Annotated in this window: 27 protein-coding genes and 1 pseudogene; 15 read left to right on the forward strand and 13 right to left on the reverse strand. The window is 72.2% G+C overall.

Annotated elements, in window-relative coordinates; all coding sequences use genetic code 11:
- Positions 1-6 precede the first annotated feature (6 nt).
- The 3 genes from BCF44_RS50125 to BCF44_RS50135 all read left to right on the forward strand — a co-directional run bounded on the left by BCF44_RS50125 (position 7) and on the right by BCF44_RS50135 (position 3,996).
- Positions 7-1,434, forward strand: a complete 1,428-nt coding sequence (locus BCF44_RS50125) for an NAD-dependent succinate-semialdehyde dehydrogenase (RefSeq protein WP_116181668.1) — start codon at positions 7-9, stop codon at positions 1,432-1,434.
- Between the two features lie 24 nt (positions 1,435-1,458).
- Positions 1,459-2,448: a LacI family DNA-binding transcriptional regulator gene (locus BCF44_RS50130; protein ID WP_211353614.1), complete on the forward strand. Its 990-nt coding sequence runs from the start codon at positions 1,459-1,461 to the stop codon at positions 2,446-2,448.
- 69 nt (positions 2,449-2,517) lie between these two features.
- Positions 2,518-3,996: an aldehyde dehydrogenase family protein gene (locus tag BCF44_RS50135; protein ID WP_246016271.1), complete on the forward strand. Its 1,479-nt coding sequence runs from the start codon at positions 2,518-2,520 to the stop codon at positions 3,994-3,996.
- 45 nt (positions 3,997-4,041) lie between these two features.
- Here BCF44_RS50135 and BCF44_RS50140 read toward each other — a convergent pair whose 3' ends face one another.
- Entirely contained in the window at positions 4,042-5,715 is a 1,674-nt protein-coding gene (locus BCF44_RS50140) for an FAD-binding dehydrogenase (protein ID WP_116181670.1), read from the reverse strand.
- A 131-nt stretch (positions 5,716-5,846) separates the two neighbouring features.
- Between BCF44_RS50140 and BCF44_RS50145 the strand changes: the two genes are divergently transcribed.
- Positions 5,847-6,986, forward strand: coding sequence for a hypothetical protein (locus tag BCF44_RS50145; protein WP_116181671.1), 1,140 nt, complete (start codon positions 5,847-5,849; stop codon positions 6,984-6,986).
- Between the two features lie 47 nt (positions 6,987-7,033).
- Here the strand turns inward: BCF44_RS50145 and BCF44_RS50150 are convergent, their stop codons facing one another.
- A complete protein-coding gene (locus tag BCF44_RS50150; RefSeq protein WP_116181672.1) occupies positions 7,034-7,702 on the reverse strand; it encodes a GntR family transcriptional regulator in 669 nt (222 codons plus the stop codon).
- An 87-nt stretch (positions 7,703-7,789) separates the two neighbouring features.
- Between BCF44_RS50150 and BCF44_RS50155 the strand changes: the two genes are divergently transcribed.
- The 8 genes from BCF44_RS50155 to BCF44_RS50190 all read left to right on the forward strand — a co-directional run bounded on the left by BCF44_RS50155 (position 7,790) and on the right by BCF44_RS50190 (position 13,623).
- Complete coding sequence (locus BCF44_RS50155) at positions 7,790-8,527, forward strand: SDR family NAD(P)-dependent oxidoreductase (protein ID WP_116181673.1); 738 nt, start codon at positions 7,790-7,792, stop codon at positions 8,525-8,527.
- A gap of 60 nt (positions 8,528-8,587) precedes the next feature.
- Entirely contained in the window at positions 8,588-8,926 is a 339-nt protein-coding gene (locus tag BCF44_RS50160; RefSeq protein ID WP_116181674.1) for a DUF190 domain-containing protein, read from the forward strand.
- Positions 8,926-9,249 carry a DUF190 domain-containing protein gene (locus tag BCF44_RS50165; RefSeq protein WP_116181675.1) on the forward strand — a complete coding sequence of 108 codons (324 nt, stop codon included), beginning with the start codon at positions 8,926-8,928 and terminating at the stop codon, positions 9,247-9,249. Before BCF44_RS50160 ends, BCF44_RS50165 begins: the two co-directional genes overlap by 1 nt.
- Before the next feature lie 75 nt (positions 9,250-9,324).
- Complete coding sequence (locus BCF44_RS50170; RefSeq protein ID WP_116181676.1) at positions 9,325-9,969, forward strand: hypothetical protein; 645 nt, start codon at positions 9,325-9,327, stop codon at positions 9,967-9,969.
- Positions 9,966-11,027 (forward strand): sensor histidine kinase, encoded by a 1,062-nt coding sequence (locus BCF44_RS50175; RefSeq protein WP_116181677.1) that lies wholly within the window; start codon positions 9,966-9,968, stop codon positions 11,025-11,027. The genes BCF44_RS50170 and BCF44_RS50175 overlap by 4 nt, the downstream gene beginning before the upstream one ends.
- Positions 11,024-11,698, forward strand: coding sequence for a response regulator (locus BCF44_RS50180; RefSeq protein WP_281283256.1), 675 nt, complete (start codon positions 11,024-11,026; stop codon positions 11,696-11,698). The genes BCF44_RS50175 and BCF44_RS50180 overlap by 4 nt, the downstream gene beginning before the upstream one ends.
- 129 nt (positions 11,699-11,827) lie before the next feature.
- On the forward strand, positions 11,828-12,493 hold the full coding sequence (locus tag BCF44_RS50185; protein ID WP_116181678.1) for a hypothetical protein: 666 nt from the start codon (positions 11,828-11,830) through the stop codon (positions 12,491-12,493).
- Positions 12,490-13,623: an MFS transporter gene (locus tag BCF44_RS50190; RefSeq protein WP_211353615.1), complete on the forward strand. Its 1,134-nt coding sequence runs from the start codon at positions 12,490-12,492 to the stop codon at positions 13,621-13,623. Before BCF44_RS50185 ends, BCF44_RS50190 begins: the two co-directional genes overlap by 4 nt.
- A gap of 79 nt (positions 13,624-13,702) precedes the next feature.
- On the opposite strand, the gene BCF44_RS50195 is transcribed toward BCF44_RS50190, so the two are convergent.
- Complete coding sequence (locus BCF44_RS50195; RefSeq protein ID WP_116181679.1) at positions 13,703-14,422, reverse strand: hypothetical protein; 720 nt, start codon at positions 14,420-14,422, stop codon at positions 13,703-13,705.
- Entirely contained in the window at positions 14,419-15,069 is a 651-nt protein-coding gene (locus BCF44_RS50200) for an RNA polymerase sigma factor (protein ID WP_246016272.1), read from the reverse strand. Before BCF44_RS50200 ends, BCF44_RS50195 begins: the two co-directional genes overlap by 4 nt.
- 153 nt (positions 15,070-15,222) lie before the next feature.
- Here BCF44_RS50200 and BCF44_RS56230 point away from each other — a divergent pair, with 153 nt between their 5' ends.
- The gene (locus tag BCF44_RS56230; RefSeq protein ID WP_170218183.1) at positions 15,223-15,906 is read left to right on the forward strand and encodes a hypothetical protein; all 684 of its coding nucleotides are present in this window, start codon (positions 15,223-15,225) and stop codon (positions 15,904-15,906) included.
- 2 nt (positions 15,907-15,908) lie between these two features.
- Here BCF44_RS56230 and BCF44_RS50210 read toward each other — a convergent pair whose 3' ends face one another.
- The 6 genes from BCF44_RS50210 to BCF44_RS50235 form a co-directional block, all read right to left on the reverse strand.
- Positions 15,909-17,072: a Dyp-type peroxidase gene (locus BCF44_RS50210; protein ID WP_116181681.1), complete on the reverse strand. Its 1,164-nt coding sequence runs from the start codon at positions 17,070-17,072 to the stop codon at positions 15,909-15,911.
- Positions 17,073-17,082: 10 nt separating this feature from the next.
- Positions 17,083-19,029 carry an iron uptake transporter permease EfeU gene (gene efeU / locus BCF44_RS50215; protein WP_246016273.1) on the reverse strand — a complete coding sequence of 649 codons (1,947 nt, stop codon included), beginning with the start codon at positions 19,027-19,029 and terminating at the stop codon, positions 17,083-17,085.
- 44 nt (positions 19,030-19,073) lie between these two features.
- Positions 19,074-19,856 (reverse strand): COG4705 family protein, encoded by a 783-nt coding sequence (locus BCF44_RS50220; RefSeq protein WP_116181682.1) that lies wholly within the window; start codon positions 19,854-19,856, stop codon positions 19,074-19,076.
- A gap of 30 nt (positions 19,857-19,886) precedes the next feature.
- On the reverse strand, positions 19,887-21,104 hold the full coding sequence (locus BCF44_RS50225) for a glycosyltransferase (protein ID WP_116181683.1): 1,218 nt from the start codon (positions 21,102-21,104) through the stop codon (positions 19,887-19,889).
- Between the two features lie 76 nt (positions 21,105-21,180).
- On the reverse strand, positions 21,181-21,789 hold the full coding sequence (locus BCF44_RS50230; RefSeq protein ID WP_116181699.1) for a DedA family protein: 609 nt from the start codon (positions 21,787-21,789) through the stop codon (positions 21,181-21,183).
- Entirely contained in the window at positions 21,786-22,595 is an 810-nt protein-coding gene (locus BCF44_RS50235; protein WP_116181684.1) for a hypothetical protein, read from the reverse strand. The genes BCF44_RS50230 and BCF44_RS50235 overlap by 4 nt, the downstream gene beginning before the upstream one ends.
- A 73-nt stretch (positions 22,596-22,668) precedes the next feature.
- Here BCF44_RS50235 and BCF44_RS50240 point away from each other — a divergent pair, with 73 nt between their 5' ends.
- Positions 22,669-23,019, forward strand: a complete 351-nt coding sequence (locus tag BCF44_RS50240; protein ID WP_116181685.1) for a BlaI/MecI/CopY family transcriptional regulator — start codon at positions 22,669-22,671, stop codon at positions 23,017-23,019.
- Positions 23,016-23,921 (forward strand): M56 family metallopeptidase, encoded by a 906-nt coding sequence (locus tag BCF44_RS50245; protein WP_116181686.1) that lies wholly within the window; start codon positions 23,016-23,018, stop codon positions 23,919-23,921. The genes BCF44_RS50240 and BCF44_RS50245 overlap by 4 nt, the downstream gene beginning before the upstream one ends.
- On the opposite strand, the gene BCF44_RS50250 is transcribed toward BCF44_RS50245, so the two are convergent.
- The 3 genes and pseudogenes from BCF44_RS50250 to BCF44_RS50260 all read right to left on the reverse strand — a co-directional run.
- Positions 23,902-24,870 (reverse strand): quinone oxidoreductase family protein, encoded by a 969-nt coding sequence (locus tag BCF44_RS50250; protein WP_342775749.1) that lies wholly within the window; start codon positions 24,868-24,870, stop codon positions 23,902-23,904. The genes BCF44_RS50245 and BCF44_RS50250 overlap by 20 nt on opposite strands.
- Positions 24,867-25,961, reverse strand: a complete 1,095-nt coding sequence (locus tag BCF44_RS50255) for an LLM class flavin-dependent oxidoreductase (protein ID WP_116181687.1) — start codon at positions 25,959-25,961, stop codon at positions 24,867-24,869. Before BCF44_RS50255 ends, BCF44_RS50250 begins: the two co-directional genes overlap by 4 nt.
- Positions 25,962-25,974: 13 nt before the next feature.
- Positions 25,975-26,205 (reverse strand): annotated as a pseudogene (locus BCF44_RS50260) (F420-dependent methylene-tetrahydromethanopterin reductase); the annotation flags it as partial.

The raw sequence follows: 26,205 nt of genomic DNA on the forward strand, positions 1-26,205 counted from the left end.
GTGAGAATGGCAGAGGACCTGTTCATTGGCGGCGAGTGGCGTCCCGCGTCCGACGGCGCGCGGATCACCGTCCTCGACCCGGCCACCGCCGAAACCCTGACCACCGTGGCGAACGGGACTGTCGAGGACGGCCTGGCCGCCGTCGGCGCGGCCGCCGCGGCGCTGCCGGCCTGGGCGGCGACCGCGCCTCGGCAGCGGGCGGATGTGCTGCTGAGGGCGTTCCAACTCATGCACGAGCGGTCCGAGGAGCTGGCGACGCTGATCGTCCGCGAGAACGGCAAGGCGCTGCCCGACGCCCGCGCCGAGTTGAACTACGCGGCCGAGTTCTTCCGTTGGTACGCCGAGGAGGCCGTGCGGGTCGCCGGCACCGTGCAGACCGCGCCCGGCGGCGCGAACCGGATTCTCGTGCTGCGCCAACCGATCGGCGTGAGCGTGCTGGTGACGCCGTGGAACTTCCCGGCGGCGATGGCCACCCGCAAGATCGGCCCCGCGTTGGCCGCCGGCTGCACGGTCGTGCTGAAGCCGGCATCGGAAACGCCGCTGACCGCGTTGGCGATCGCCGAGATTCTGGCCGAGGCCGGCGCGCCCGCCGGCACGGTCAACGTCGTGCCGTCCACGCGGTCCGGTGCCGTGGTGTCGGCCATGCTCGACGATCCCCGCGTGCGGAAGCTGTCGTTCACCGGCTCGACGGAGGTCGGGCGCAAGTTGCTCGCCGCCGCCGCTGAAAGTGTGGTGAGCACGTCGATGGAACTCGGCGGCAACGCCCCGTTCCTGGTGTTCGACGACGCCGACCTGGACGCCGCGCTCGACGGCGCGATGATCGCCAAGATGCGCAACGGCGGCCAGGCCTGCACCGCCGCGAACCGGTTCTTCGTGCAGAGGGGCGTGGCGGAGGAGTTCGGCCGGCGGCTCGCGGAGCGGATGAGCGCGCTGCGGGCCGGCCCCGGCATCGACCCGTCGGTCGAACTGGGGCCGCTGGTCAACGCCGCCGCCGTCGACAAGGTCAGCGAACTCGTCGACGAGACGGTGGCCGCCGGCGCAAGGGTGCTGACCGGCGGCAAGCGCCCGGACGGCCCCGGTTTCCACTACCCGGCAACGGTCCTCGCCGATGTGCCGGCAGGGGCGGCGATCCTCGCCGAGGAGATCTTCGGCCCGGTCGCGCCGGTGGTCGTGTTCGACGACGAAGCCGAGGCGATCGGGCTGGCCAACGACACCGAGCACGGCCTGGTGTCCTATGTGTACACCGGCGACCTGGCCCGCGGCCTGCGGCTGGCCGAGGCGCTGGAGTCCGGCATGGTGGGCCTCAACCGCGGCCTGGTCTCCGAGCCGGCGGCGCCGTTCGGCGGCGTCAAGCAGAGCGGCCTCGGCCGGGAGGGCGGGCACGAGGGGCTGCTGGAGTACACGGAGTCCAAGTACGTGGCAGTCACCTGGTGACCTGCGCGTCTCTATGCTGACGGGGTGGACAGGGTGCCGACGATCAAGGACGTCGCCGACCGGGCCGGCGTGCACGCGGCAACTGCCAGCCGGGCGCTGAACTCGGCGACCCGCGGCATGGTCAACGCGCGCACGGTGACCAGGGTCCTGGAGGCGGCCAAGGCGCTCGGCTACGCGCCGAACTCGGCGGCACGCAGCCTGCGGACGCGGACGTCCTCGGTCGCCGGCGTGATCATCCCGGACCTGCGCAACCCCGTGTTCCCGCCGATCGTGCGGGGCATCGAGGACGGCCTGCGCGAGGCCGGTTACATGGCGTTGCTGGGCAACACCGACGGCGACGCCGTGCGCGAGCGTGAGCTGTTCGACGCGATGCGCGGCCGGCAGACCGACGGTTTCATCCTGGCCACCAGCCGTCGTGACGACGCGCTGCCCGCGGAGGTGCCGACGGTGCTGGTGAACCGCCGCACCGACGCCGGCGGCGTGCCGTCGGTGACCGCGGACAACTCCGTCGGCGTGCACATGCTGGTCCGCGCATTGGTCCACCTTGGACACTCCAGGATCGGCCATGTGGCCGGCCCACGGCACCTCTCCACCGGCTGGGAACGCTATCGGGCCTTCGTGGACGCCATGGACGGCGCGGAGCCGGTCACCTTCGCCGAGGCGTTCACCGAGGACGCCGGCTTCGAGGCGACCCTGCGCCTGCTCGACACCGTGCCGGATCTGACCGCCATCGTCGCCGGCAACGACCTGATCGCCCTCGGCTGCTACGCGGCGCTGGCGTCGCGCGGCCTGCGGGTGCCCGAGGACATCTCGGTCACCGGCTTCAACGACATCCCGTTCGCCGACCGGCAGCGGCCGGGGCTCACCACGATTCGCATCCCGCACTACGACATCGGCCTCGAATCGGCCCGGCTGCTGCTCGAACGCATCGCCAACCCGGCGGGGCCGGCGAAGCGGATCGTGCTGCCGGTGGAACTCGTCACCCGCGGCTCCACCGGGCCCGCCCGGAACTGATCGACGTCGCGAAAAGCGCACTGGTATGCCGCCGTTGCAATCGTTCGCATCCGAGGAAGGAAAGCTATCGTGACCTCTGACGGCCGTTGGGGAGCGTTCATCGGCGGCGAGTGGGTGCTGCCCGCGGACGGCTCCTGGTTCTCCGTGCTCGAACCGGCGACCGGCGGCCACCTCGCCGAGGTCCTTGCCGCCGACGAGGCCCTGGTCGACCGGGCCGTCCGGGTCGCCCGCCGGGCGTATGAGGGCGAGTGGGGCCGGCTGACCCCGCGCGAGCGGGGCGGGCTGCTGCGCAAGGTCGCCGGGGTGATTCGTCAGCACGCCGACGAACTCGCCGAGCTGGAGGCCCGCGAGGTCGGCAAGCCGCGCCGGGACGCGGCGCGCTTCGACGTCTCCTTCAGCTCGGCCGGCTTCGACTACTTCGGCGGCCTCGCCGACACCCTGCACGGCACGATCCTCGACCAGGGTGCGATCGAGGCCCGGGTGCACTACGAGCCCTACGGCGTGGTCGCCGCGATCCTGCCGTTCAACTGGCCCCCGCTGCACTTCACCAAGAAGGCCGCGCCCGCGCTGGCCGCCGGCAACACCGTCGTGATCAAGCCGGGGGAGCAGGCCCCGCTGGCGGTGCTGCGGCTGGTGGAGATCGTCAACCAGGTGCTGCCGCCCGGCGTCGTCAACGCCGTCGCCGGCCTGGCCGCCGGCCCCGCGCTGGCCGGTCACCCCGTAGTCGAGCGCATCACCTTCACCGGCGCCACCGCCACCGGTCGGCACGTGCTGCGCTCCGCCGCCGAGAACCTGACGTACGCGACCCTGGAGCTCGGCGGCAAGAACGCGCTGATGGTGTTGGACGACGCCGACATGCAGGTGGCGGTGGACGTCGCGGTGGAGGGCATGTTCTACAACCAGGGCGAGGCCTGCACGTCGACCTCGCGGATCCTTGTGCACCGCTCGCGCTACGACGAGTTCGTGGAGCGCTTCGTCGCCAAGACGGCCACGCTGAAGGTCGGCGACGGCCTCGACCCGGACACCGACATCGGCGCGATGGTCGACGCCAGGCAGCAGCAGAAGGTCCTCGCCTACATCGACACCGCCGTCGGCGAGGGCGCGAAGATCGCCTACCAGGGCGAGGCACCGACCGAGGAGCGCCTTCGGGACGGTTTCTGGGTGCCGCCGACGGTGCTGGTCGACGTCCAGCCGCACCACACCGTTGCCCAGGAGGAGATCTTCGGGCCGGTGGCCTCGCTGATGGTGTTCGACACCGACGACGAGGCCGTGGCCGTCGCCAACGGCACCAGCTACGGCCTCACCGCCGCGATCATCACCACCGACCACTTCCGCGCGAGCCGGCTGGCCGAGAGGCTCGAGGCCGGGATGATCTTCGTCAACAACTACCTGCGGCGGTCGTTCCTCGGATCGCCGTTCGGCGGCGTGAAGGCCAGCGGCTTCGGCCGGGAGAACTGGGCCGAGACCCTGCACGAGTTCGTGCGGGCCAAGAACGTCCGCTTCCCGTCCGGCCGGCAGCCCGTCCCGGTGTGGCCGCCGGCCGACTGACCGGCGGCGCCGGCCGCAAAGGCAGCCCGGTCTGCCCGAGCGGTCCTAGCCGAGAGCCGCGGCCAGGGATCGTCCGGCGGTGCGGCCGGTGAACACGCAGCCGCCGAGGAAAGTGCCCTCCAGCGCCCGATAACCGTGCACGCCACCGCCGCCGAAGCCGGAAACCTCGCCCGCCGCGTACATTCCCGGCAGCGGCTGGCCGTCGGCTTGCAGAACCCGCCCGGTGAGGTCCGTCTGGAGGCCGCCCAGCGTCTTGCGGGTGAGGATGTTCAGCCGGACGGCGATCAGCGGGCCGCCGGCCGGGTCGAGCAGCCGGTGCGGGGACGCGGTTCGTACCAGCAGGTCGCCGAGATACCGCCGTGCGCCGCGGATCGCCGTCAGCTGAGCGTCCTTCGTGAACGAGTTGGTCACCTCGCGGTCGCGTGCCTCGATCTGCCGGCGCAGCGTGTCGACGTCGAGCAGCGTGTTGCCGGCGACCCGGTTCATGCCGGCCACCAGCTCCGACAGCGTTCGCGCGACGACGAAGTCCGGGCCCTTGTCCATGAACGCCCGCACCGGCGCGGGCGGCCCGGAGTGGAACACCCGGCCCAGGGTGGCGAGGATGTTCTTGCCGGTCAGGTCCGGGTTCTGCTCCGAACCGGACAGCGCGAACTCCTTGGCGATGATCTTCTCGTTCAGCACGAACCACGAGTGGTCGTGCCCGGTCTGCCCGATCGCGCGCAGGGTGCCGATGGTGTCGAAGCCCGGGAACGCGGGGGCCGAGAAGCGGTTTCCGCGCGCGTCGAACCACAGCGACGACGGGCCCGGCAGGATGCGGATGCCGTGGTTCGGCCAGATCGGCTCCCAGTCCTGGACGCCCTCGGTGTAGTGCCACATCCGGTCACGGTTGACCAGTCGCGCGCCGGCCTTCTCGCTGATGGCGAGCATCCGACCGTCCACATGGGCCGGAACTCCGGTCAGCATCCGTTGCGGCGCCGGGCCGAGCCGCTCGACGGGCCAGTTCGCGCGCACCAGGTCGTGGTTCGCGCCGATGCCGCCGGAGGCCACCAGCACCGCCTGCGCGTGCAGCTCGAAGTCGCCGATCACGACCCGGGAACTCGCCGTGCCGCGAGGCGCGGCGCTCGGCTCGAGCACGGCTCCCCGGACGCCGTCGACGACCCCGTTGGTGACGGTGACCTCGTCGACCCGGTGGCGGAAGCGGAATTCCACCAACCCGCGTTCGGCGGCGGCCCGCACCCTTCGTACGAACGGCTCGATCACCGCCGGGCCGGTGCCCCAGGTGACGTGGAATCGCGGCACCGAGTTGCCGTGGCCATCGGCCAGCTGGCCACCGCGCTCGGCCCAGCCGACCACCGGGAACCACCGCAAACCCCGGCCGTGCAGCCATGATCGCTTCTCACCCGCCGCGAAGTGCACGTATGCCTCGGCCCACTGCCGGGCCCAGAAGTCTTCCCCCAGCGGGTTGTCGACGCCGCGATCGAACGCCGCACTGCCCAGCCAGTCCTGCCGTGCCAGCTCCTCGGAGTCCCGCACGCACAGCAGCCGCTGCTCGAAGCTGTTGACCAGGAACATCCCGCCGAACGACCAGAACGCCTGGCCGCCCAGGCTGGCCTCGGGTTCCTGGTCCAGCAGCAGCACGCGGCGGCCGGCGTCGGCCAGTTCGGCGGTCGCGACCAGCCCGGCGAGCCCGCCGCCGACCACGATGACATCGGCGTCCATGACGACCTTTCGTCGGTGTGCCGGGAATCGTATGCGCGCCAACGTGGTGATCGACCGATTGCCGACAGGCCGTGCCCCATCGGTCAATTCATCACACGAAAGCGGCGTAACTCGTGCCGGTATCCCTCGGCATGACGACAAACATCGCCTCGGTCGCCCGCCGCGCGGCCCTCGCCGCCGTATCGGGCATCGCCGCCACGGCCGTGCTGGCCTCGACCGCCTTCGCCGCCACGACGCCGTGGACGGTCATGCCGAGCGCCAACAACGCCACCGGTGACACCAGATTCAGCGCAGTGTCCATGGTGGACGATACGCACGGCTTCGCGGTCGGCGACGCCGATGGCAAAGCCACCATCGAGAGCTGGAACGGCACGAGCTGGAACCTGATGGCGGCGCCGAGCCCGGACTCCTCGGGCATCCTCAGAGGCGTGTCGGCGGTGTCGGCCACCGACGCCTGGGCGGTCGGCACGACGTTCGCGAGCAGCGGGCCGCAGGAGACGCTGATCGAGCACTTCGACGGCGCCGCCTGGACGATCGTGCCCAGCCCGAACATCGGCGTGAACAGCCAGTTGAACGCGGTCAGCGCCCGTGCCGCCAACGATGTCTGGGCGGTCGGCCAGGACGGGGTGAACGAGTCCAAGCCGATCATCGAGCACTGGGACGGCGCCGCGTGGACGGTCGTCCAGGGAGTTGCGGCCCCGAGCAACGGGATCGAGTTCCTCAAGGGCGTCACGGTCGCGCCGGACGGCACGGTGTGGGCGGTCGGCACCGTGGGACAGGCGCTCAACCCGGAGGGCTTCCGGCTGACGGCCTTCGTCGAGCGGTTCACCGGCGGCGGCTGGCGTTCGGTGCCGGTGCCGGCGACCAACCCGTCGTTCAGCGCGAACCTCAACGCCGTGTCGGCGGCGTCGGCGAACGACGTCTGGGCGGTCGGCTCCGTCGGCAGCCAGGCGTTGGCCGAGCACTGGAACGGCACGGCGTGGAGCATCGTGGCGACGCCGGCGGTCAGCGGCAAGAGCATCGTGCTGAAGGGTGTCAAGGCGGTCGGCCCGAACGACGCGTGGTTCGTCGGCGACCAGTCGCTGGCCACCATCTCCGAGCAGTCCAACGGCACGACCACCGCGATCGTGCCGACGCCGAGCGGTTCGCAGCGCGGTGACCTGTCCGGCATCGCCGCGGTCGGCCGCACCCTCTACGCCGTCGGCTCGCAGACCAACGACGCCAGCACCTTCCAGCAGCAGACGTTGGCTCTGATCAACGCTGCCGGCTGACCCTTATAAGCACGTACGGCCACGCTCCGGGGGAGCGTGGCCGTAGGTCACGCCCGCGAGGCGACGATCAACGTGGTGGTGAGCTCGATGTGCGCGGCCAGCGCGGCCACGGCGGCGTCCGCGTCGCCATCGATCGTGTGCTGGCAGATGGTGGCGTGTTCGCGGGCCGGATCGCGCGCGGCGTCCGACGAGTCGATGGCCTCCGACCAGCGGCGATAGAGGCAGGCGCTGTCCCGCAGCGCGGTCGCGATGGCGTAGAGACGAGGGCTGCCGCAGCCTGCGAGCAGGGCGTCGTGGAAGTCGGCGTGCGCGGCCTCCCACGCCGGGGTGACGCGGGTCGGCTCGGACGGGTCGCGGCGAGGGGTGTCGGCGAGGGTGAAGTGGGTCGCGACGACCCGCGCCCGCCAGGCGGTGTCGCCACGCTCGATGCCGCGCCGCAGCGCCAGGCACTCGATGTCCATCCGGGTCCGGGTCAGGTCGAGCAGGTCGTCGACGGAGATCGGCGTGACCTGGAAGCCGACCTGCGGGCTGGCCAGCACGAGCCCCTGCTCGGCCAGCCGGCTCAGCACCTCCCGGACCAGCCCGACGCTGGCGTCGTAGGCCTGGCACAGCGGCGTGAACTTGAGCCGCTCGCCCGGCGCGTAGCGCCCGGCGAGGATGTCGGCCCGCAGCCGGGCGTGCACCTCGTCCGTGCGGGTCTTCGCGCTGGTCGGCATGCCCGGCAGGATACACAACTTCGACATGGCGACAGATGTTCGAACATCGCTTGACACTTCGAGCACCACAGGTCGAGACTCCTGGCCATGAGCCCTGCGACCAAGCGCACTGTCGTCATCACGGGTGGCGGCACCGGCATCGGCGCCGCCACCGCCGAGCTGTTCGCCGAGGCCGGCCACGACGTCACGATCACCGGTCGCCGCGAGGAGGTGCTGGCCGCCGCCGCCAAGCGGCTGGGCGTGGCCCACCTCGCGTTCGACGCCGCCGATCCGGCGGCCGTGCAGGCGGCGCTCGACCAGCTGCCGACCGGCATCGACGTGCTGGTCAACAATGCCGGCGGCAACACCGACCGGCGGCGTCCGCCCGTCGCCGCCGGCGACCTCGCCGGACTGGCCGACGGGTGGCGGGCCAACTTCGAGGCCAACGTCCTCACCACGGTCCTCGTCACCGAGGCCCTCAAGCCGCGGCTGGCGGACGGCGCGCGCATCGTCACCGTCGGCTCGGTGGCGGCGAAACAGGGATCCGGCTCGTACGGGGCAGCGAAGGCGGCCCTGGAGGCGTGGAACGTCGAGACCGCGCGGACGCTGGGAGTCCGTGGGATCACCGCCAACATCGTGGCGCCGGGCGTCACCCTGGACACCGAGTTCTTCGCCGGCACCGTGTCCGAGGAGTGGGTGGCGGGCCGGGTGGCCACCGCGTTCAACCGCCGCGCCGGCACGCCGGCCGAGATCGCGCAGGCGATCTTCTTCCTCGGCCGGGCGGACGCGGGTCACCTCACCGGTCAGGTGATCCACGTGAACGGCGGAGTGCACACGGCGCGGTGATGCTTGACCTTGCCCCGCACCGGGTCTCTACTCGTGGCACGGGGTCAGGAGGCGAGCGCCATGAAGTCGACCGGGCGGGCGATGCGGCTCTCGATCTTCATCGGCGAGCGGCACACCTGGCATCACAAGCCGCTGTACTGCGAGATCGTGCACCGGGCGCACAAGGCCGGCCTGGCCGGGGCGACGGTGGTCCAGGGCGTGGAGGGATTCGGCGCCACCGCGCGGATCCACACCCCGCACCTGCTGCCCATCGGCGACGACCTGCCCCAGCTGATCGTGATCGTCGACGCCGAGGAGCGCGTCCGGGCCTTCCTGCCCGAGCTCGAGGAGCTGATGACCGGCGGGCTGGTCACTCTGGACGAGGTGGAGGTCCACCGGTACACCGCACGGAGGCGCTGATGCGGGCCACGCGGCTGTCGATCTTCATCGGCGCGGACGACCGGTGGCGGCACAAGCCGCTCTACCACGAGATCGTCCGCCGGGCGAGGGAAGCCGGGCTGGCCGGGGCGACCGTGCTGACCGGCATCGAGGGCTACGGCGCGGCGTCCCGTATCCACACCACCCGGCTGCTGAACCTGAGCGAGGATCTGCCGGTGGTGGTGCTCATCGTCGACGCCGACGAGCGGGTGCGCGCCTTCCTGCCCCAGCTCGACGAGCTGGTCGAGGAGGGCATGGTGGTCCTCGACGAGGTGGAGGTCGTCCGCTACGGCAAGGCGGAGTGATACGTCAGCGGACGTAGCCCGAGTGCAGTCCCAGGGGCGATTACCGGCGGCGTCGAGCCGGCTCTACTGGGGCCCATGACCACAACCTCCAGAACCCGGCTCGTCCGGGCCGGGCTGCTGGTGCTGCCGGCGGGCGGCGTGTTGAAGCTGCTCGGCAACATCGGCACCTTCGACAGCGTCGGCTACGGCATCCCGCAGCCGGCCGAGGCGGCGACCGTCACCAGCACGTCCTTTCTGGTGGGCGAACTCGTCGGCAGCATCCTGCCGACGCTGCTGGTGCCGTTCGGTGTGCTGGCCCTGTTCGCGGTGCTCCTGCCGTACGGATATCGCCGTACGCTGACCGCGGCGCTGGTGTGCGCCGTGCTCGGCGCGGGCGCGATCTTGCCGGGCCTGGGCGTGGTCAACTTTGCGATGCCGGCGCTGGGGCGGGCCTATCGCGACGGCTGGCCCGGCGCGATGACCATTGTGGACAGTTTCCTCACCTGGCCGCGCGGCGCGATGCTCTATCCCGCGGCGCTGTTCCCGATCGGCGTGATCCTCTTCGCGGTCGTGATGTGGCAGGCTCGGCCGGTGCCCCGACCGGCGACCGTGGTGTTCGCGCTGTCGGCGGTGCTGATCGCGGTTCCGCTGCCGTGGCATTCGGTACGGCTGGTGGGCGGCGCGCTGCAACTCGTCGCCGGTGCGTGGATCTGGCGTCGGATGCCTACGCTGTGCGAATGAAGCTGGCGGCGCCGATGGTCGACGTGCTCGCGGCGGTGGCGCTCGCCGCGTTCATGGCGTCCGTCTCGCTGGTGGACCGGGTCACCCAGCCTGACACGCGGCCGGTGACGCCGCTGGCGTTGGCGCTGCTTGTCGTGGGCGGCTTGGCGCTGGCGGTGCGGCGCAACCACCCGGTGCCGGCATACCTCGTGGCGGTCGGTGCCGCGACTGCGTACTTGTGGCTGCGGTTCGCCGGCTGGCCGGTCTACATCGGTGCAGGCGCAGGCTTGGTCGCGCTGGTCGTCGGCGTCGCGGCGACACGGGTGTGGGTGCCGCTGGCGGCGGCCGGGGGAGTGGCGATCGCCGTGGCGACGGGTCGGCCCGAGGACTGGAACGCGGCCTCGATGGTCGCGGTGGCGGTGGTGTGGACCGTCGCGGCGGTGCTCGTCGCCCGCGCGGCCGCGCTGCGCCGGCGCCAGGCCGAGCAAGAGGCGGCACGGCGAGCCGCCGAGGAACGCCTGCGCGTCGCCCGCGAGCTGCATGACGTCCTCTCGCACAGCCTGGCGACCATCAGCCTGCGGGCCGGGGTCGGCCTGCACCTGATCGACCGACAGCCGGAGGAGGCTCGCGAGGCGCTGCGGGCGATCCGCGAGGTCAGCAACGACGCGCTGGCCCAGTCCCGCGCCGCGCTGGCGGCGGTGCGCTCCGGCCCGGGGCTGTCCGAGCTGCCGGCGCTGGTCGACTCGGTCCGAGCCAGCGGCGTGACCGTCGACCTGCACGTCGACGAGTCGGTGCCGGAGCCGGCGGGCACGGACGCGTATCGGATCGTGCAGGAGGCGCTGACCAACGTGATGCGGCACGCCGGACCCGAGGCGACGGCGTCGGTGCGGATCGAGCGGACCGAGGGCTGGCTGCAGATCGACGTGACCGACGACGGCGTCGGCACGACCGCAACCGCCGGGCACGGCCTGCGGGGCATGGCCGAACGGGCGCGGACGCTCGGCGGCGAGCTGCGCGCGGGCCCGGGACCGGACGGCGGCTTTGCCGTGCATGCCCGACTTCCGTTGGAGGACAGGTGAATCCGCTGCGGATCGTGCTCGCCGACGACCAGGTGATGATCCGGTCCGGGCTGCGGGCGTTGATCACGGCCGAGCCCGATCTGACCGTCGTCGCCGAGGCCGACAACGGCGAGCAGGCGCTCGCGGCGGCCCGCGAGCATCGGCCGGACGTGGTCGTGATGGACATCCGGATGCCGCGCCTGGACGGCCTCGCCGCCACCCGCGCGATCGCCGCCGACGACACGTTGGCGCAGGTCAAGGTGCTCGTGCTGACCACGTTCGACGATGACGAGCTCGTGTTCGAGGCGATCCGCGGCGGCGCGGCCGGTTACCTGCTCAAGGACGCGGAGCCGACCGACCTGCTCCGGGGCATCCGGCTGGCCGCCGCCGGGGACGCGCTGCTGGCGCCGCAGGCCGCGCGGCGGCTGATCGCCGCGTTCGCCGCCGGCGGCTCACCGACCGGGCCCACCCAGCGGGCCCTGGGGCTGCTGACCGACCGGGAGCGGGAGATCGTCGCGCTGGTCGGCCGCGGCCTGTCCAACCACGAGATCGCCGACCGCTTGGTGATCAGCCCGGCGACCGCCCGCACCCACGTGTCCCGCGCGATGATCAAGCTCGCCGCCCGGGACCGCGCCCAGGTGGTGGTCTTCGCCTACGAGTCCGGCCTGGTCCGCCCCGGCCGCTCGGGCTGACCTACGTCCGGCGACGTAGACCGGCGGCGGGGGCTGCACGCCCTCGCGCAGCCCCGATGCCGTCGCTGGGCAGACGACCGCCGACAAGCCGTCGAGCTGGCTGTTTCCCAACAGCCTTCGGAGGTCATCATGGATCCTGCACGACTGATTCGCACGGTGCTGGCGGCGGCGGTGGTCGGCGGTCCGCTGGCCGCGTGCGTCGGCGGCCTGCTCAGCCCGGCCATCCACGAGAACGGTGCCGTCAGCATCGCCCGCAACGCCGCCGCCGATCCGCTGGGCAACGGCACCCACCTCGCGATGTTCGCGCTGGCCTCGTTCCTGCTGCCGCTCAGCGCCGTCGGCCTGGCGTGGTTGGCGTACCCGCGAACACCGTGGCTGGCGACCATCGGCGGCCTGCTCGCGGTGCTGGGGTGGCTGCCGTACTCGGCGCTGACCGCCCTCGACGATCTCGCCGACCAGATGGCCCACCTGCCGAACGCCGCCTCCTACGCCGCGTTGTATGACCGGTTCTCCGTCGACCCGGTGATGAACCCGTTGCTGGTGGTGTACATCGTCGGCCACCTCGTGGCGTACGTGTTGCTGGGCATCGCGCTGCTCAGCGCCGATGCCGTGCCGCGCTGGTCGGCGTGGGGGCTGATCGTCAGCAGCCCGTTGACCATCGCCACGTTCGTCCTGCCGGGCCGGCCGATCGCCGTCGGCCTCGCCGCCATCACGTTGATCGCGGTCGCCAGCGTCCCGGCCGCGTGGGCACTCGGCCGGCCGGTCACGGCACGGTCGCTACCCTCGCCGGTGTGATCGCCCGAAATGTGACCCCGCTGTACGCGGCCGGTTTCGTCACGGCGTTCGGGGCGCACAGCATCGCCGCGAGCCTCGGCGGCTACGAGCACGGTTCCCTGCTGACGCTGGGAATTCTGCTCGCCATCTACGACGGCGCCGAGATCGTGCTCAAACCGGTCTTCGGCGCCGTGGTGGACCGGATCGGGCCGCGGCCGGTGTTGCTCGGCGGCCTGTTGGCCTTCGCCCTCGCCTCGGCCGCTTTCGTCTTCGCCGGCGAGCCCGGGGCGGTCGGCCTGACCCGGTTCGGACAGGGCGCGGCGGCCGCGGCGTTCTCGCCGGCGGCCAGCGCGATGGTCGCCCGCCTCGCGCCGAAAGCCCGTCACGGTCGGGCATTCGGCAGCTACGGGGCGTGGAAGGGCTTGGGCTACGCGCTCGGACCGGTGCTCGGCGGGGTGCTCATCACCGTCGGCGGCTTCCCGTTGCTGTTCGCCACGCTCGCCGGCCTGGCACTCGCCGTCGCCGTGTGGGCCCTCGTTGCCGTACCGGCCGTCGAGCCGTTGCCGAAGGTCCGTCAGACCGTGCTGGATCTGGCGCGCCGGATCTCCAGTCCGGGATTCCTTCGGCCGACGGGGACTTTGGCCGCCAGCACGGCCGCATTGGCCGTGGGCGTGGGATTCCTGCCGGTACAAGGCGCCGCCGCGGGCTTGGGAACGGTGGCAACCGGCGCTGCCGTGTCGGTGCTCGCCGCCGCGGCCGCCGTGGTGCAGCCGTACGCCGGTCGCGCGCGTGATGCCGGCCGCCTGTCGGAGAAGGTGGGCATGGCCGCCGGCCTGGCGCTGGCCGCCGTCGGCTTCGTCGTGGCGGCGGCGTTGCCGGGCCTGGTGGGAATCCTCGTTGCGGCGCTGGCGATCGGTGCTGGAACCGGTGTCGTGACGCCCTTGGGATTCGCCGCCCTCGCAGCCGTCACGCCGCCGGAGCGGTTGGGGCAGACCATGGGCAGCGCGGAGGTGGGGCGGGAGCTTGGTGACGCCGGCGGTCCGCTGCTGGTGGGCGGCATCGCCGTCGCTGCCGGCCTGGCTGGCGGTTTCCTCGGCCTGACAGCGGTCCTGGTCGTGACCGCTGTCGCGGTGGCGTCCTCTGTGGAGTGAGGACGGGCGGCGATGCCTGGGGGAACACCACCGCCCGTCCTGGACGCGGCGCCGGGTGGGAGGCCCTGGCGCCGCCGGTCTAGTGGTTCGAATGCGTGCTCGGCGGCCCGGTGGTGTGGTCGGGATGGTTGGCGGGCGAGCCCTTCGGATCGTGGCCCTTCCCGTTGCCGTTCGTGTCGCCGTTGTGACCTTGTTGCCCGGCGAGGAGATCCGCGCAGTACTCGTCGACCTTGTCTCGGCCGCCGGCGTTGTCGATCAGCGAGCCGAACGCCGGGTTGTCGAGGGCCTTGCCGTGGTCCGAGCCCGCGCCGGCGATGTAGGCGTTGCACAGCCCCGTCAACGACGGCGACGGGGATGCCCCGGACGTGGGGGATCCGTGATCGTCGTTGTCGGGCTTGGTGGTGTGGCTGGTCGAGGACGTCGTCGACGACGGTTCGGCGGCGCTGGCGTGGGCGGGCACGACGGCGGGGTGCCCGCCCAACGGCGTGGGGAGATAGCCGGTCGCGGCGGCGGTCGCGACACCGCCGAGGATCACGGCCACCGCGGCGGCGACGGCCGCGATCCTCGCGTTGGCCAGGTTTTTGAGCTTCGACGGCCTGCGATGTGAGACGGGGCCGGGACGAGCGGCACGGAACGCCGCGACAGCCGCGTCCTCACCGGCCAGCTCGCCGCCACCTGCGGGGACAGTCGCGGCGGCGAGCAGGTCGGCGAGCGGATGCCCGCCGGCGACCGGCGCGCCGTCGAGCAACCGCTCGGCGGTGCGCCGGTCAAGGGGGTGGCGATCGGTGTGCTTGCTCATCTCACCTCCTTCAGCGTCGTCGGGCCCATTTGTGTCACACCACGCGCTGACCTGCGGTTTTCCGGCGCCATGTCGATCAGTTCGGCCAGCCGGCGCAGCCCGCGGTGGGCCGCCGTGCGGACGGCCCCGGCGCGCTTGCCGAGCACCTTCGCGGCGGCCGTGGCGTCCAGGCCCATGACCGCCCGCAGCAGCACGGCTTCCGCCTGGTCACGGGGCAGTTCGGCGATCAACGCCAGCGCCGCGTCGGTGCCGATCGCGGCCACCGCGGACTCGGCGGTGTCCTCGCGCGCCGGCATCTCCACGAGCTGCTCGTCCTCCATCGAGCTGACTGGACGTCTTCGCTGGTGGCGCAGCAAGTCCAGGGCCCGATTACGGCCAATGGTCGCGGCCCAGCCACGAAATCCGTCGAGGTCGCCGCGAAAGGTCCGCAGGTCCCGGGCTATCTGGAGCCATGCCTCCGACGCCACGTCCTCGGCATCCTCACCGACCAGGGCGCGCAGGTAGCGCAGCAGATTTGGCTGCACGGCACGGTACAGCACCCGGAACGCGCCCTCGTCGCCGTCGTCACGCGCGGCGCGCAGCGCGGTGGTGGGGTCGGGCACGTTGTCCTCGGGACAGACCGACACCTGCGCCCTCACCACCTTCACCGAACCGCCGACAACCGCGCCATCATGGTCCAGCCGGTGGCGCAGCGAAACCCCGGGGCGGTGTCTAACAAAAAGGCAACGACACTGTCCATAGCGGAGCGGACGGCGCATGATCCCGCGGCAACGCCATTCCGCTGCTTCCTGGAGTCCACTATGGTCAAGTCCGGTCTGCTCAGATCCATCGCCGCGGTGGTGCTCGCCGCCGGCGCCGCGCTCGCCGTGTCGGGCACGGCGGTCGCGGCGAAGGGCGACAACACGCCGACGGCGGGCGACGACCGGGCGGTCCTCTACCTGGGGGACAACGCCGTCACGTGTGAGCAGGCGCACCTTCCCGGTCAGATCGTTCAGGTAACGGCGACCGAGGACGACACGTACATCACCGTGACCGGCATTCCGGACGGCGTCACCCTCACCGGCATCGTGGTGAAGGGCGCGCACGCGTTCAACGTCTACCTGCCCGGCGCGCTGGGTTCCTTGCCGTGGAAGAACCTCCACTCGCCGACCGCCGGCAACAGCGGCGGTCCCGCGACGATCAGCCACTGGTTCGCCTGCGGCACGGTGACGTCGTCGACCAGCAAGACCACCAGTAACACCAGCAGCAGCTCGAACGAGACACCGACCACGAAGCCGGGTTCGACCACGACCACGACGCCCCCGACCATCACCACCACGACCGCGGCGGCGGCCGTCGCCGCCACGACGACCACCGCTGTCGGCACCGCGCCGTTGGCGTACACCGGTTTCAGCGGCGGCTGGCTGATCGTCGTCGCCGCCGTGCTGTTGCTGGGCGGCGCGGCGCTCATCGTCATTCCGCGGCTGCGGACCCGCCGGCGGTAGCGTCAGGCCAGCAGCGCGCTGGCGTAGTGGTCGGAGTTGTCCCGCACGCCGGGCAGCACGTAGAAGTACCCGCCGCCGTAAGGGGTCACGTAGTCGGTCAGGGGCTCGCCCTTGAGCCGGTTCTGCACGGCCTCGAACTGCTTGCCGATGTCCTGTTGGAAGGAGCAGAACAGCAGGCCGGCGTCGATGGTGCCGTTGGGCTGGAAGCCGCGGTCGTAGTTGAAGGGCCGGCGCAGGATGCGGGCCGTCCCCGGCGTGCGGGGATTGGCCAGCCGGATGTGCGAGTCGAGCGGGATGACCTTGCCGTCGGGATCCCTTGTGTAGTCCGGGATGTCGGTCTCGGCGCTGCCGTCCAGCGGCGCGCCGCTGTCCCGCCGGCGGCCGAACATCCGTTCCTGCTCGGAGATCGACACCCGGTCCCAGAACTCCACCAGCATGCGGATGAACCGCACGACCTGGTAGCAGCTGCCGTCCGGCAGCCACACCACGTCCTCGCCCGGCTGGGAGATGCCGTCCTTGAATCCCAACAGGTTCCGCGGCGTGCCGGCCGGGCGCGGCGGCGAGCCGAAGCCGTCGAGGCGGTAGCGGGGCTGCATGCCGTCACGGGTGTGCCGGGCGATGTCCCGCAGCGCGTGGTGCACGGTGTCCATGTTGTTGGCGCAGATCTGCACCATCACGTCGCCGTGGCACCAGGCGGGATCGAGCACGTCGTCCGGGAACGTCGGCATCGCCGACAACCCGGCCGGCTTGCGCAGCCCGTAGCGGCTGTCGAACAGCGACGCCCCAACGGAAACGGTGACGGTCAGGCCGTCGGCCGGCACCGCCGGCCCGAGCACGGCGCTGTCCGACGGCGGCGCGCCGACCCCCAGATCGGGCGGCGTGCCGCCGGCAGTCAGGAAGCGGGCCCGGTCGGTGAGCGCCTTGAACATCGCCGTCAGGCCGGCGCGGTCGGCGGCGGTCGCGTCGAACGCCGCGAAGGTCGCGAACCGCTGCGGCGGCGTGGCGACGCCGGCCTGGCGTGGCCCGTGGAAGGGATACGACTCGGGCACCGCCGGCGCGCTGCCGGTGTCCGCCCGCGCGCCGGCCGCCGCGAGGCCGCCGACCAGAGCGGTGCCGGCGACACCGGCGCCCGCGCCCTGGAGGAAGTGGCGTCGGCTCAGGGACATGTCGGCTCCTTCAGCTGGCCCGGACTTCGAGCAGGGTGGGGATGGTGGACAGGGTTTCCACGGCGGCGCCGACCCGGGCGTCGACCACCTGCCGGTTGCCGGTCGCCACGGCGGCGGTGACGGCCGCGAGCTGCTGGCGGGCGGTGGCGACGAGGCCGGGTGTGCGGGCGTCGAGCAGCGGGGCGAGCCGGTCCAGCACGGCGTTCGTGGCCTCCACGTCCGCGCCGACCAGCGCGAACGCCGTGTTGGAGCCCTGGTCGGTCTGGCCGTTCAGGGTGCGGCGGAGGGCGTCTTCGAGGATCTCGTGCGCTCGCAGCGGCAGATCGGCCGGGTCGAACGTGAGCTTGCGCCGCAGCCCCTGGACGTCCTGCTGGAGCTTGGCGGCGACCTGCGCGAGGTCGGCGGCCGACTGACCGTGCCACAGGCCGTATTCGACGCGGTGCAGGCCCGTGAAGCCGGGATCGGCCACGCCCTGGGGCAGGCCCTGCGGCAGACCGTCGATGGCGATGCCGAGATCGTCGAACTGCCCGTACGCGGCGCCGATCCGTTCCCACGTCAGCTGCGCGGTCAGCCACGCCGCCCGCGCCCCGTCCAGGTCGCCGGCGGCGAGCCGGGCCGCGAGGTCGCCGGTCTGACCGTCCAAAGTGGCCAGTTTGTCGGAGATGTAGCCGGTGAACGAGCTCGCCGGTCCCTTGAGGTCGTTGTCGGACACCGGTTTCACCGCCGGCGCCGCCGAGCCGGCCGCGCCGGTGACCACGGCGACGGGGGAGACCTGGTCCAGTTCGCCCGGCACCAGGCAGCGCCAGCTGTACTGGCCGGCCGGCAGGTCGACGGTGATGGACCGGCGCGTGCCGGGGCCGAGGCCCTCGATCTCGCCGATGACGCCGCCGTCGGTGGCGCGCGTGAGGTAGATCTCCCCGCCGTGGCCGGACTTGTTGACCACCGTGATCGTCGACGAGCCGGCGGGCCCGCCGGCCCAGTCCTTCGCGCAGCCGTCGGCCGTGACGGTGACCTCCGTCGACGCGCCGCCGCCAGAGGGCGTGACCAGTGCGAAGATGCCGACCGCCAGCAGCGGCAGGACGACCGCGGCGGTGGCGTACATCCAGGGCGGCGTCCGTCGCGTCGGGCGCTCGGCCGGGACGGTGTCCGTGGCGGGCTTGCGGAGGAACACCGCCAGCACCGTGACCAGATAGCCCAGGTACACGGCGACCTGGAGCACGGTCATGCGTGGCGACAGGTTGGTGATGCCGGAGATCAGCGAGACCCACCAGCTGTCCGTCGACATCGTGGTCGACAGGTCGAACGCCAGCCAGCTGTGGCCCGGCACCAGGCCGGCGGTCTGCAGCTCGCCGACCCCGTACGCGAGCACGCCGGCGGCGATGACGATCAGCAGCACCGCGGTGCGGGAGAAGAACACGCCGAGGTTCACCCGGACGCTGGCTCGCACGATCAACCAGCACAGGAAGATCGACACCGCCAGGCCGACCGCGGCCCCGACCAGCGGCGCGACCGTGTCGCCGGACGCCTGCACGGTCGTCCACAGGAACAGCGCCGTCTCCAGGCCCTCGCGGGCGACGGCGAGGAACGCGGTGGCGGCCAGTGCGGCGGAGCCGACGGTCAGCGCGTGGCCGATCTTCTGGCGCAGCTCGCCCGACAGGCCGCGGGCGGTGCGCCGCATCCAGAAGATCATCCACGTCACGAGGACCACCGCGACCAGGCTGAGCAGCCCGCCGAACATCGCCTGCGCGGTGATCGTCAGCTCGGCCCGGGAGAACGCCAGCACCGCGCCGAAGCCCAGCGACAGCAGCGCCGCCGCCAGCACGCCCAGCCACACCGCCGCGGTGCCGCGATCGGGGTCGGCCCGGCGCACGGCGGCCAGCAGGATGCTGACGACCAGGCCGATCTCCAACCCCTCGCGCAGGCCGATGACCAGGTTGGGCAGCCCGTCGACCCACACCGCGGCACGCTCCTTTGGTAAGGCTTGCTTAACTTGAATCGATGCTACACGCCTGTAGGAGCCTGTCGACGGGTGGCGCTGAACCCGACGAGGACCACGATCGCGGCGGTCAGCACCAGGCTGACCGGGCCGAGCCCGAGGTCGAGGCCGCCGTTCTCGGCGGGCATGCCGAACAGATCGGCGAAGGACGCGCCGAGTGGTCGGGTGAGGACGTACGCGGCCCAGAAGGCCACGGTCGCGTTCAGGCCGAAGGCCTTCCGGGCGAGCCCGGGGACCGCGATGGCGACGGCGAACAGGACGCCGGCGCCGAAATAGCCGAGATTCGCGGTGTCCGCGACCAGGTCGCCGGCCGCGGTGCCGAGGGCGAACGTCGCCATCACCGTGAGCCAGTAGAAGATCTCCCGGCGGCGCGTGGTGATGCCGCCGATCGACAGCGTCCGCTCGGTCCCGTACCACGCCGCGAAGATCACCGTCAGCACGATGCTGAGGGACACCGTCGACGTCACGTACGGCACGTCGAACATGTAGTGCATGATGTCCGCGACCATCGTGCCGACGACGCTCACGAGCACCACCGTCGCCCAGTAGAGCCAGGTGATGTGCCGCCGCACCGAGATCTGCGCGACCAGGGCGGCGATCAGCGCCAGGAACGCCACGCTCACCGGGACGCTGGGATCGGCGTCGCTGAGGAGGAAGAAGTCCGAGGTCGTCTCGCCCATGCCGGTGGTCAGCACCTTGATGACCCAGAAGATCGCGGTCACCTGGGGGACCTTGTTCAGCAAGGGCCGCACGTCGCCGATCTTCGGTCGAACCTGTTCTGTTGTCATGGAATCAGGGTGGCAGAGGCAATTCTGTCATTACCTCACAAAGAATCCCCGTCTGGCGGGCATGAGTGCGTTGCGGTACAAGGCTTCGAAGCGATCGAGCGTGCCGTCCAACGTGTGCCGGCCGATGAGTTCACGGCCGGCGGCGCCCATGCGGGCCCGGGCCGCGGGATCGCCGATCAGGTCGCGCAGCCGGTCGGCGAGGGCCGCGATGTCACCCGGCGGAAAGAGCCATCCGGTCTCGCCGGGGAGCACGAGGTGGGGGAGCGCCATCGCATCGGCTGCCACGACCGGCTTTCCGGCGGCGAGAGCGTCCATTGTGGCCAGACTCTGGAGCTCGGCGACGCCGGGCATGCAGAAGATGTCGGCCCTGCGGTACGCGGCGAGCAGCGCGTCGTCGTCGACATGGCCGTGGAAGGTCACGTCGCCGGCGATGCCCAGTCGCCCGGCGAGCTCCTGCCATGCGCGCCGGCACTTCCCGTCGCCGACGATCTCGACCCGCACGTGCGCCGTGCGGCGGAGTCGGTGCACGGCGAGGAGGATCTCGTCGACGCGCTTCTCCTCGTCCAGGCGGCCGACGAAAAGCACATGGGGGACAAGGTGGTCCGGGGCTGGTGACGCCGGGAACCTGGTGAGGTCGATGCCGCAGGACACGGCGATCGCGTCGGGAATCCCATGCTCGGCGAGAAGTTGGACGGCCCGTGGCGTCGGGGCGGTCACGGTTCGGGCGGAGCTCAGCACCCGGCGCAGGTCCCACCAGCCCAGGCGCGACAACGCCGCGCGGAGTCCCTTGGGCATCGGCAGGTAACCGTGCAGATTCTCGGGCATGAAGTGATTCGTTGCCACCAATGGGATGTCGTGCCGTCGGGCGGCGGCCGCGAGCGCGCGGCCGACGACGAAGTGCGCCTGAACGTGCACCACGTCCGGCGCGAGTTCGGTCAGCAACGCCTCTGCTGTCCGACTCGCCCGCAGCGGGCGGGAGATGCGGAACGTGGGGTGCACCGGCGTGGACAGGGAGGACACTCGGTGCACGGTGAGGGTGCCGTCCGACTCGGTGGTCGAACGCGCGGTCGTCGACGGACACAGCACGTGCACGTCGTGGCCGCGGCCGGCCAGGCCGGCGGCCAGCCTCGACGCGAAGTTCGCGGCGCCGTTGACGTCCGGCGGGAAGGTGTCGACCCCGATGACGACCCGAAGCCGCGGTGGCGTGGCTTCGGCGCCGATCGCCGGAGCCGGTGCTGTCGACGTCATGCCGCCAAGCTACTACTGCGGTGTAGTAGTTGGCTGTCGTCACGCTGTCGAATCGAGCATTTGGCCACATCTGGACTCAGCCGCGGCTCCGGCGCGCCCGCCACAGCTCCAGACCGACCGGGATCAGCGACACCGCGACGATCACCGCGATGACCGGCAGCAGGTACTGGTCGACGCCGGGGATGCTCGCGCCGAGGCCGTAGCCGGCCAGCGTCACGCCGATCGTCCACAGCAGACCGCCGAGCACCTGCCACTGCGTGAAGACCCTGGTGGGCACGGCGAGAACACCGGCCAGCGGGTTCAGCACGGTTCGGACGATCGGGATGAAGCGGGCGAGCACGATCGCCTTGCCGTGGCCGTAGCGCTCGAACAACTCCTCCGCGCGGACGATTCCCCTGGCCAGGTGCGGATTGCGGCTCCGGGCCAGCAGCGCCCGGCCGCCGCGCCGGCCGATCTCGAAGCCCACCTGCGCGCCGGCCAGCGCGCCGACGACGGCGCAGAGCAGCACCAGCGGCAGCGACAGGTGGGTGCTGCCGCTGGTCGCGCAGAGGACGCCGGCGGTGAACAGCAGCGAGTCGCCGGGCAGGAAGAACCCGATCAGCAGGCCGGTCTCGGCGAAGGTGACGATCAGCACGGCGAGCGTGCCGAGGCTGCTCAGCCAGAACGACGCGGACAGGACACTCACGAGCGGCTCCACTGTGGACGGACGTGTTCACGGGCGAGCAGGACGACGCCGGTGACCGCGACGGTCGCGCAGACGACCAGGGCGAGCGCGGCGGACCGGGGCAGGCCGGCGGCCTCGCCGAACAGGCCGAGACCGACGCCGACGCCGACCATCGGGTCGATCACCGTCTGGCAGGCGATCACGACCTGTGGCGGCCCCGCCGCGTAGGCGTGCTGGACGAACCACATGCCGACCGGCAGCGCGGCCACCAACCCGAGCGCCGCGACCACATGCAGGTGGCCGATGGCGAGGGCGTGTACGTACACCGAGACCAGGCCGTAGGCCATGCCGGCCGCTGCCGCGTACGCCAGGCACCGCACCCGCCCGGTGGTCACTGCGCCGACTGCGCCCAGCGCGACGACGCCGACGGCCGTCAGCGCACCGGCGCGGGCCTCGGCGCCCGACGACAGCGCCGGCATCGCGGCCCGCTGCGCCGCGAGGAGCACGAACACACCGACGCCCGCCGTGCTGGCGATCACCGCCAGCCAGGTCGACCTGGTCAAACGGCCGCGGACGGCCAGCACCGTGGTCAGCGCGATGGCCACCGCGCCGACCGGCTGGACCACGGTCAGCGGCGCCAGGCCGAGGGCGCAGGCGTGCAGCCCCGCGCCGAGTCCGGTGAGCCCGAAGCCGGACAGCCACCGCGGCGCGCGCAGCAGCCTCGACAGGCGCGGGCCGTCGGCGCGGACGGCGGCCTGTTGCAGCCAGGCGGCGACGGCGAAGCAGACTGCGCCGGCGGCCGCGAGGGTGATGGCCAGACTGGTCACGGGCGGAATCCTCTACTACAAGCGTGTAGTAACTTCCTCGAATCTACTACACTCGCGTAGTAGGAGGTGGGGCATGCCGCGACGCAGCAGGGGCGGCCTGGAGCGGGAGATCCACGCCGTGCTGGCGGCCGGGGACGGGCCGATGACGGCGGGGCAGGTGCGGGACGCCCTCGGCGGCGACCTCGCGTACACCACCGTGCTCACGGTGCTGTCGCGGCTGTTCGACAAGGGCGAGATCGCCCGCGAGCAGGCCGGCCGCGGTTACGCCTACTCCGCGCCCTACGACGCCGCGGCGCTCACCGCGCGGCGGATGACGCTGCTCCTCGACGACCGCGACGCCGACCGGGCGGCGGTGCTGACCCGGTTCGTCGACGGACTCGGCCCCGGCGACGAGCAACTGCTCCGCGGACTGCTGGACCGATGACCGCCCCGGTGCTGGCCGCGTTCGCGGTGATGCTGCTGTTCGCGGCGGTCGCGCCGCGGCTGGGGCAGCGTCTGACGCCGGCCATCGCCACGTGCGTGCTGACGGCCGGCAGCGTGATCGTGGCCGGCTCGACCGGCTTCGTGCTGGCGGTGCTTGCCCTCACGTGGCTCGGGCAAGCGCCGCTCGTCGCCTGGCTGGCCGACTGGTCGCCGAGCGAACTCGACGCGAACACCCCCGTGCCGGAGTTCGTCGCCGCCGGCGCCTTGATCCTGCTCTCCGCCGCCGGCCTGCGACTGCTGATCCGTGCGATCCGACGAGGCCGGGCGCTCGTGGCGGTGCGCCGGGCCCATCGCGGCTCGTCGGCGGTGATAGTCGTGGACAGCGACTGCCCGGATGCGTTCGCCACCCCCGCCCCGCATGGGCGGATCGTCGTCACCTCGGCGCTGCTGGCGGCGCTGTCGCCGGAGGAGCAGCGCGTGGTGCTCGCCCACGAGCGTGCCCACCTGCGGCATTGGCACGCCTGGTTGGTCGTCGTGGCCGACCTCGCCGAGGCTTCGAACCCCTTGCTACGGCCGACCGTCGCCGTGATCCGGCACGCCGTCGAGCGGTGGGCCGACGAGGACGCCGCCCGCCGGATCGGCGACCGGCACCTCGTCGCCCGCACCGTCGCCCGGGTCGCGCTGCTGCGGCACGACACCGCCGACAGCCCGCTCGCGCCGGCAGCGACCGGCGGCCAGGTGCCGCAACGGGTCCGTGCCCTGCTGTCGCCGCCCCCGGATCGCCGGCTCTGGCTCGTTGCCGTCATCGTCGGGCTGCTGACGTGCAGCTTCGTCGCGACCTTCGCCGTCGAACGGACCGGTGACGCGCTGTTCGACCGGGTCGCTACCGTCCAGGACCGCTGACCAGCAGCGTCACTTTCCCCGTGGTACGGCGGGAAGCCAGGTCGCTGAAGGCCTGGGTGGCGTCGGCGAGACGGTACTGCGCGCCGGTGATCGGGCGCAGGCGGCCCCGGGCGGTCAGCTCCAGCAGCTCGGCGAGCGGCTCGCGGTAGCCCCGCGGCAGGGCGAGGGCCGGCCGCAGCCAGAAGCCGGCTACAGCCACATTGCGCTCAGCCAGCAGCCCCAGGTCGATGGGCGGGCGGCCCTCGTGGGTGGCGTCGCCGTAGCTGATCACCCGTCCGAACGGCGCGAGCGCCTCCAGGCCGGCGGAGACGGCGGCCCCACCGTTGGCGTCGAGCACCACATCGGCGCCGTGGCCGCCATTCGCCTGCCGGACGCGCTCGGCGTAGCCGGCGGGCTCGCTGTCGACGGCCGCGTCGGCGCCGAGTTCCCGGGCCAGCCGGCGTTTCTCCGATGTGGACGCTGCCGCGATGACCCGGCCGGCGCCGAACTCACGGGCCAGCTGGATCGCCAGCGAGCCGACGCCGCCGGCGGCGGCGTTCACGACCACGGATTCCCCTGGGACCAGCCGGGCCGAGCCGCGGAGCAGGTGCCACGCGGTCAGCCCCTGCACCAGCAGGGCCAGGGCCTGCTCGTCGGTGACCCCGTCCGGCACGTCCACGACGGCGTCGGCGTCGAGCACGGCCTTCTCGGCGAAACCGCCGCCGTCGAAGGACAACCCGACGACCCGGCGGCCGCCGATGCGGCCGACGACCTCCGAACCGGGGACGAACGGCAGTAGGACGGCGGAGGAGTAGCGGCCGGCGATCCGTGAGAGATCGGCGAAGTTGACGCCGGCGGCGGTCACGTCGACCACCAGTCGGCCGTCACCAGCCGCGGGGGCGTCGAGCTCGGTCACCTCCAGCGTCTCGGGCCCGCCGAACCGGGTCACCCGCACTGCTCGAATGGTCATCGCCGTTGCCACTCCTCCGCCAGCAGTTCGTACGACCGGACACGGTCGGCGTGGTCGTGGGTGATCGTGGTGACGATGAGCTCGTCGGCGCCGGTGGTGTCGCGCAGCAGCTCCAACTTGTCGGCCACCTCAGCCGGCGTGCCGACGAACTGCGTGTCGACCCGGTCGGCGACCAGGTCGCGGTCGGTGTCGGTCCACCGGTGCGCGCGAGCCTCGGCCGGTGCGGGGAAGGGGACGGCATCGAGGCGCGTGCGGATGCTGCGCACCCACAGGCCGTAGCCGGCGGCCAGTTCCCTCGCCGCGGCTCGGGTTCCCGCCACGACGACGTCCGCCGAGACGCTCACGTGGGGGCGTTCGAGCTCGGCTGACGGCCTGTACGCGGCGCGGTAGCCGGCGACGGCCTCCAGCACGGTGGCGGGGCTGACGTGGTAGTTGGCGGCGAACCTCAGGCCACGTCGGCCGGCGACGGTTGCGCTCTCGCCGCCGCTGCTGCCGAGGATCCACACCTCCAGCGCCGCGCCCTCGCCCGGCACCACGTGCGCCGCCTCGCCGTCGGATTCGTACGTGCCGCCGAGCAGGGCGAGGACGTCGTCGACCTGCTCGGCATAGTCCTGCGGCTGCGCGTCGGGCAACAGCAACAGCTTGCGCTGCATGGCAACGCGCGGCGAACCGAGCAGCCGTGTGGCCGAGAACCGGCGCGGGATCAGCAGGTTGTCGGACGGCACCGGCTCCAACACCGGTGCCGCACTGGCGGGCTGGCCGCCGGAGCGGCCCAGACCGAGGTCGAAGCGGCCCGGGAACGCGGCGTCGAGCAGCCCGAATTCCTCTACAGTGGACAGTGCGGTGCGGTGTCCCATCTGCACCGCGCCGGAACCCAGCCGAATCGTCGCCGTCGCGGCGGCGGTCAGGGCCAGCAGGACGGCAGGCGAGGTCCCGGCGACGCCCGCGTTGAGGTGGTGCTCGGCGAACCAGTAGCGGGCATAGCCGAACTCCTCGGCCCGCCGGGCCAGGTCGACGCTGTTGCGCAGCGCCTGCGCCGCGGTCGAGCCGGAGGAGATCGGCACCAGGTCGAGAACCGTGAGCGGGGTCATGACGGCCGGAACCTCACGACGCCTGCTCCAACCGGCGGGACAGCGGCGGCCGCAGCCCGAGATGCTCCCGCAGCGTCGTCCCGGTGTACTCGGTCCGGTACACGCCTCGCTCCTGGAGTTCGGGCACCAGCAGGTCGACGATGTCGTCCAGGCCGTCGGGGATGAGGTACGGCGTGATGTTGAACCCGTGCACCGCCCCGTGCCGGGCGAAGCGGGTGAACTTGTCGGCCAGGCTGGTCGGCGT

The sequence above is a fragment of the Kutzneria buriramensis genome, from assembly GCF_003387475.1.
Classification (GTDB): Bacteria; Actinomycetota; Actinomycetes; order Mycobacteriales; family Pseudonocardiaceae; genus Kutzneria; species Kutzneria buriramensis.

What these genes read in the sequence shown, in the direction of transcription:
- BCF44_RS50125 (WP_116181668.1), top strand. Translation starts at nt 7, where the DNA reads ATGGCAGAGGACCTGTTCATTGGCGGCGAGTGGCGTCCCGCGTCCGAC.
- BCF44_RS50140 (WP_116181670.1), bottom strand. Translation starts at nt 5,715, where the DNA reads ATGGACGCCGATGTCATCGTGGTCGGCGGCGGGCTCGCCGGGCTGGTC.
- BCF44_RS50145 (WP_116181671.1), top strand. Translation starts at nt 5,847, where the DNA reads ATGACGACAAACATCGCCTCGGTCGCCCGCCGCGCGGCCCTCGCCGCC.
- BCF44_RS50150 (WP_116181672.1), bottom strand. Translation starts at nt 7,702, where the DNA reads ATGCCGACCAGCGCGAAGACCCGCACGGACGAGGTGCACGCCCGGCTG.
- BCF44_RS50155 (WP_116181673.1), top strand. Translation starts at nt 7,790, where the DNA reads ATGAGCCCTGCGACCAAGCGCACTGTCGTCATCACGGGTGGCGGCACC.
- BCF44_RS50160 (WP_116181674.1), top strand. Translation starts at nt 8,588, where the DNA reads ATGAAGTCGACCGGGCGGGCGATGCGGCTCTCGATCTTCATCGGCGAG.
- BCF44_RS50165 (WP_116181675.1), top strand. Translation starts at nt 8,926, where the DNA reads ATGCGGGCCACGCGGCTGTCGATCTTCATCGGCGCGGACGACCGGTGG.
- BCF44_RS50170 (WP_116181676.1), top strand. Translation starts at nt 9,325, where the DNA reads ATGACCACAACCTCCAGAACCCGGCTCGTCCGGGCCGGGCTGCTGGTG.
- BCF44_RS50175 (WP_116181677.1), top strand. Translation starts at nt 9,966, where the DNA reads ATGAAGCTGGCGGCGCCGATGGTCGACGTGCTCGCGGCGGTGGCGCTC.
- BCF44_RS50185 (WP_116181678.1), top strand. Translation starts at nt 11,828, where the DNA reads ATGGATCCTGCACGACTGATTCGCACGGTGCTGGCGGCGGCGGTGGTC.
- BCF44_RS50195 (WP_116181679.1), bottom strand. Translation starts at nt 14,422, where the DNA reads ATGAGCAAGCACACCGATCGCCACCCCCTTGACCGGCGCACCGCCGAG.
- BCF44_RS56230 (WP_170218183.1), top strand. Translation starts at nt 15,223, where the DNA reads ATGGTCAAGTCCGGTCTGCTCAGATCCATCGCCGCGGTGGTGCTCGCC.
- BCF44_RS50210 (WP_116181681.1), bottom strand. Translation starts at nt 17,072, where the DNA reads ATGTCCCTGAGCCGACGCCACTTCCTCCAGGGCGCGGGCGCCGGTGTC.
- BCF44_RS50220 (WP_116181682.1), bottom strand. Translation starts at nt 19,856, where the DNA reads ATGACAACAGAACAGGTTCGACCGAAGATCGGCGACGTGCGGCCCTTG.
- BCF44_RS50225 (WP_116181683.1), bottom strand. Translation starts at nt 21,104, where the DNA reads ATGACGTCGACAGCACCGGCTCCGGCGATCGGCGCCGAAGCCACGCCA.
- BCF44_RS50240 (WP_116181685.1), top strand. Translation starts at nt 22,669, where the DNA reads ATGCCGCGACGCAGCAGGGGCGGCCTGGAGCGGGAGATCCACGCCGTG.
- BCF44_RS50245 (WP_116181686.1), top strand. Translation starts at nt 23,016, where the DNA reads ATGACCGCCCCGGTGCTGGCCGCGTTCGCGGTGATGCTGCTGTTCGCG.
- BCF44_RS50250 (WP_342775749.1), bottom strand. Translation starts at nt 24,870, where the DNA reads ATGACCATTCGAGCAGTGCGGGTGACCCGGTTCGGCGGGCCCGAGACG.
- BCF44_RS50255 (WP_116181687.1), bottom strand. Translation starts at nt 25,961, where the DNA reads ATGACCCCGCTCACGGTTCTCGACCTGGTGCCGATCTCCTCCGGCTCG.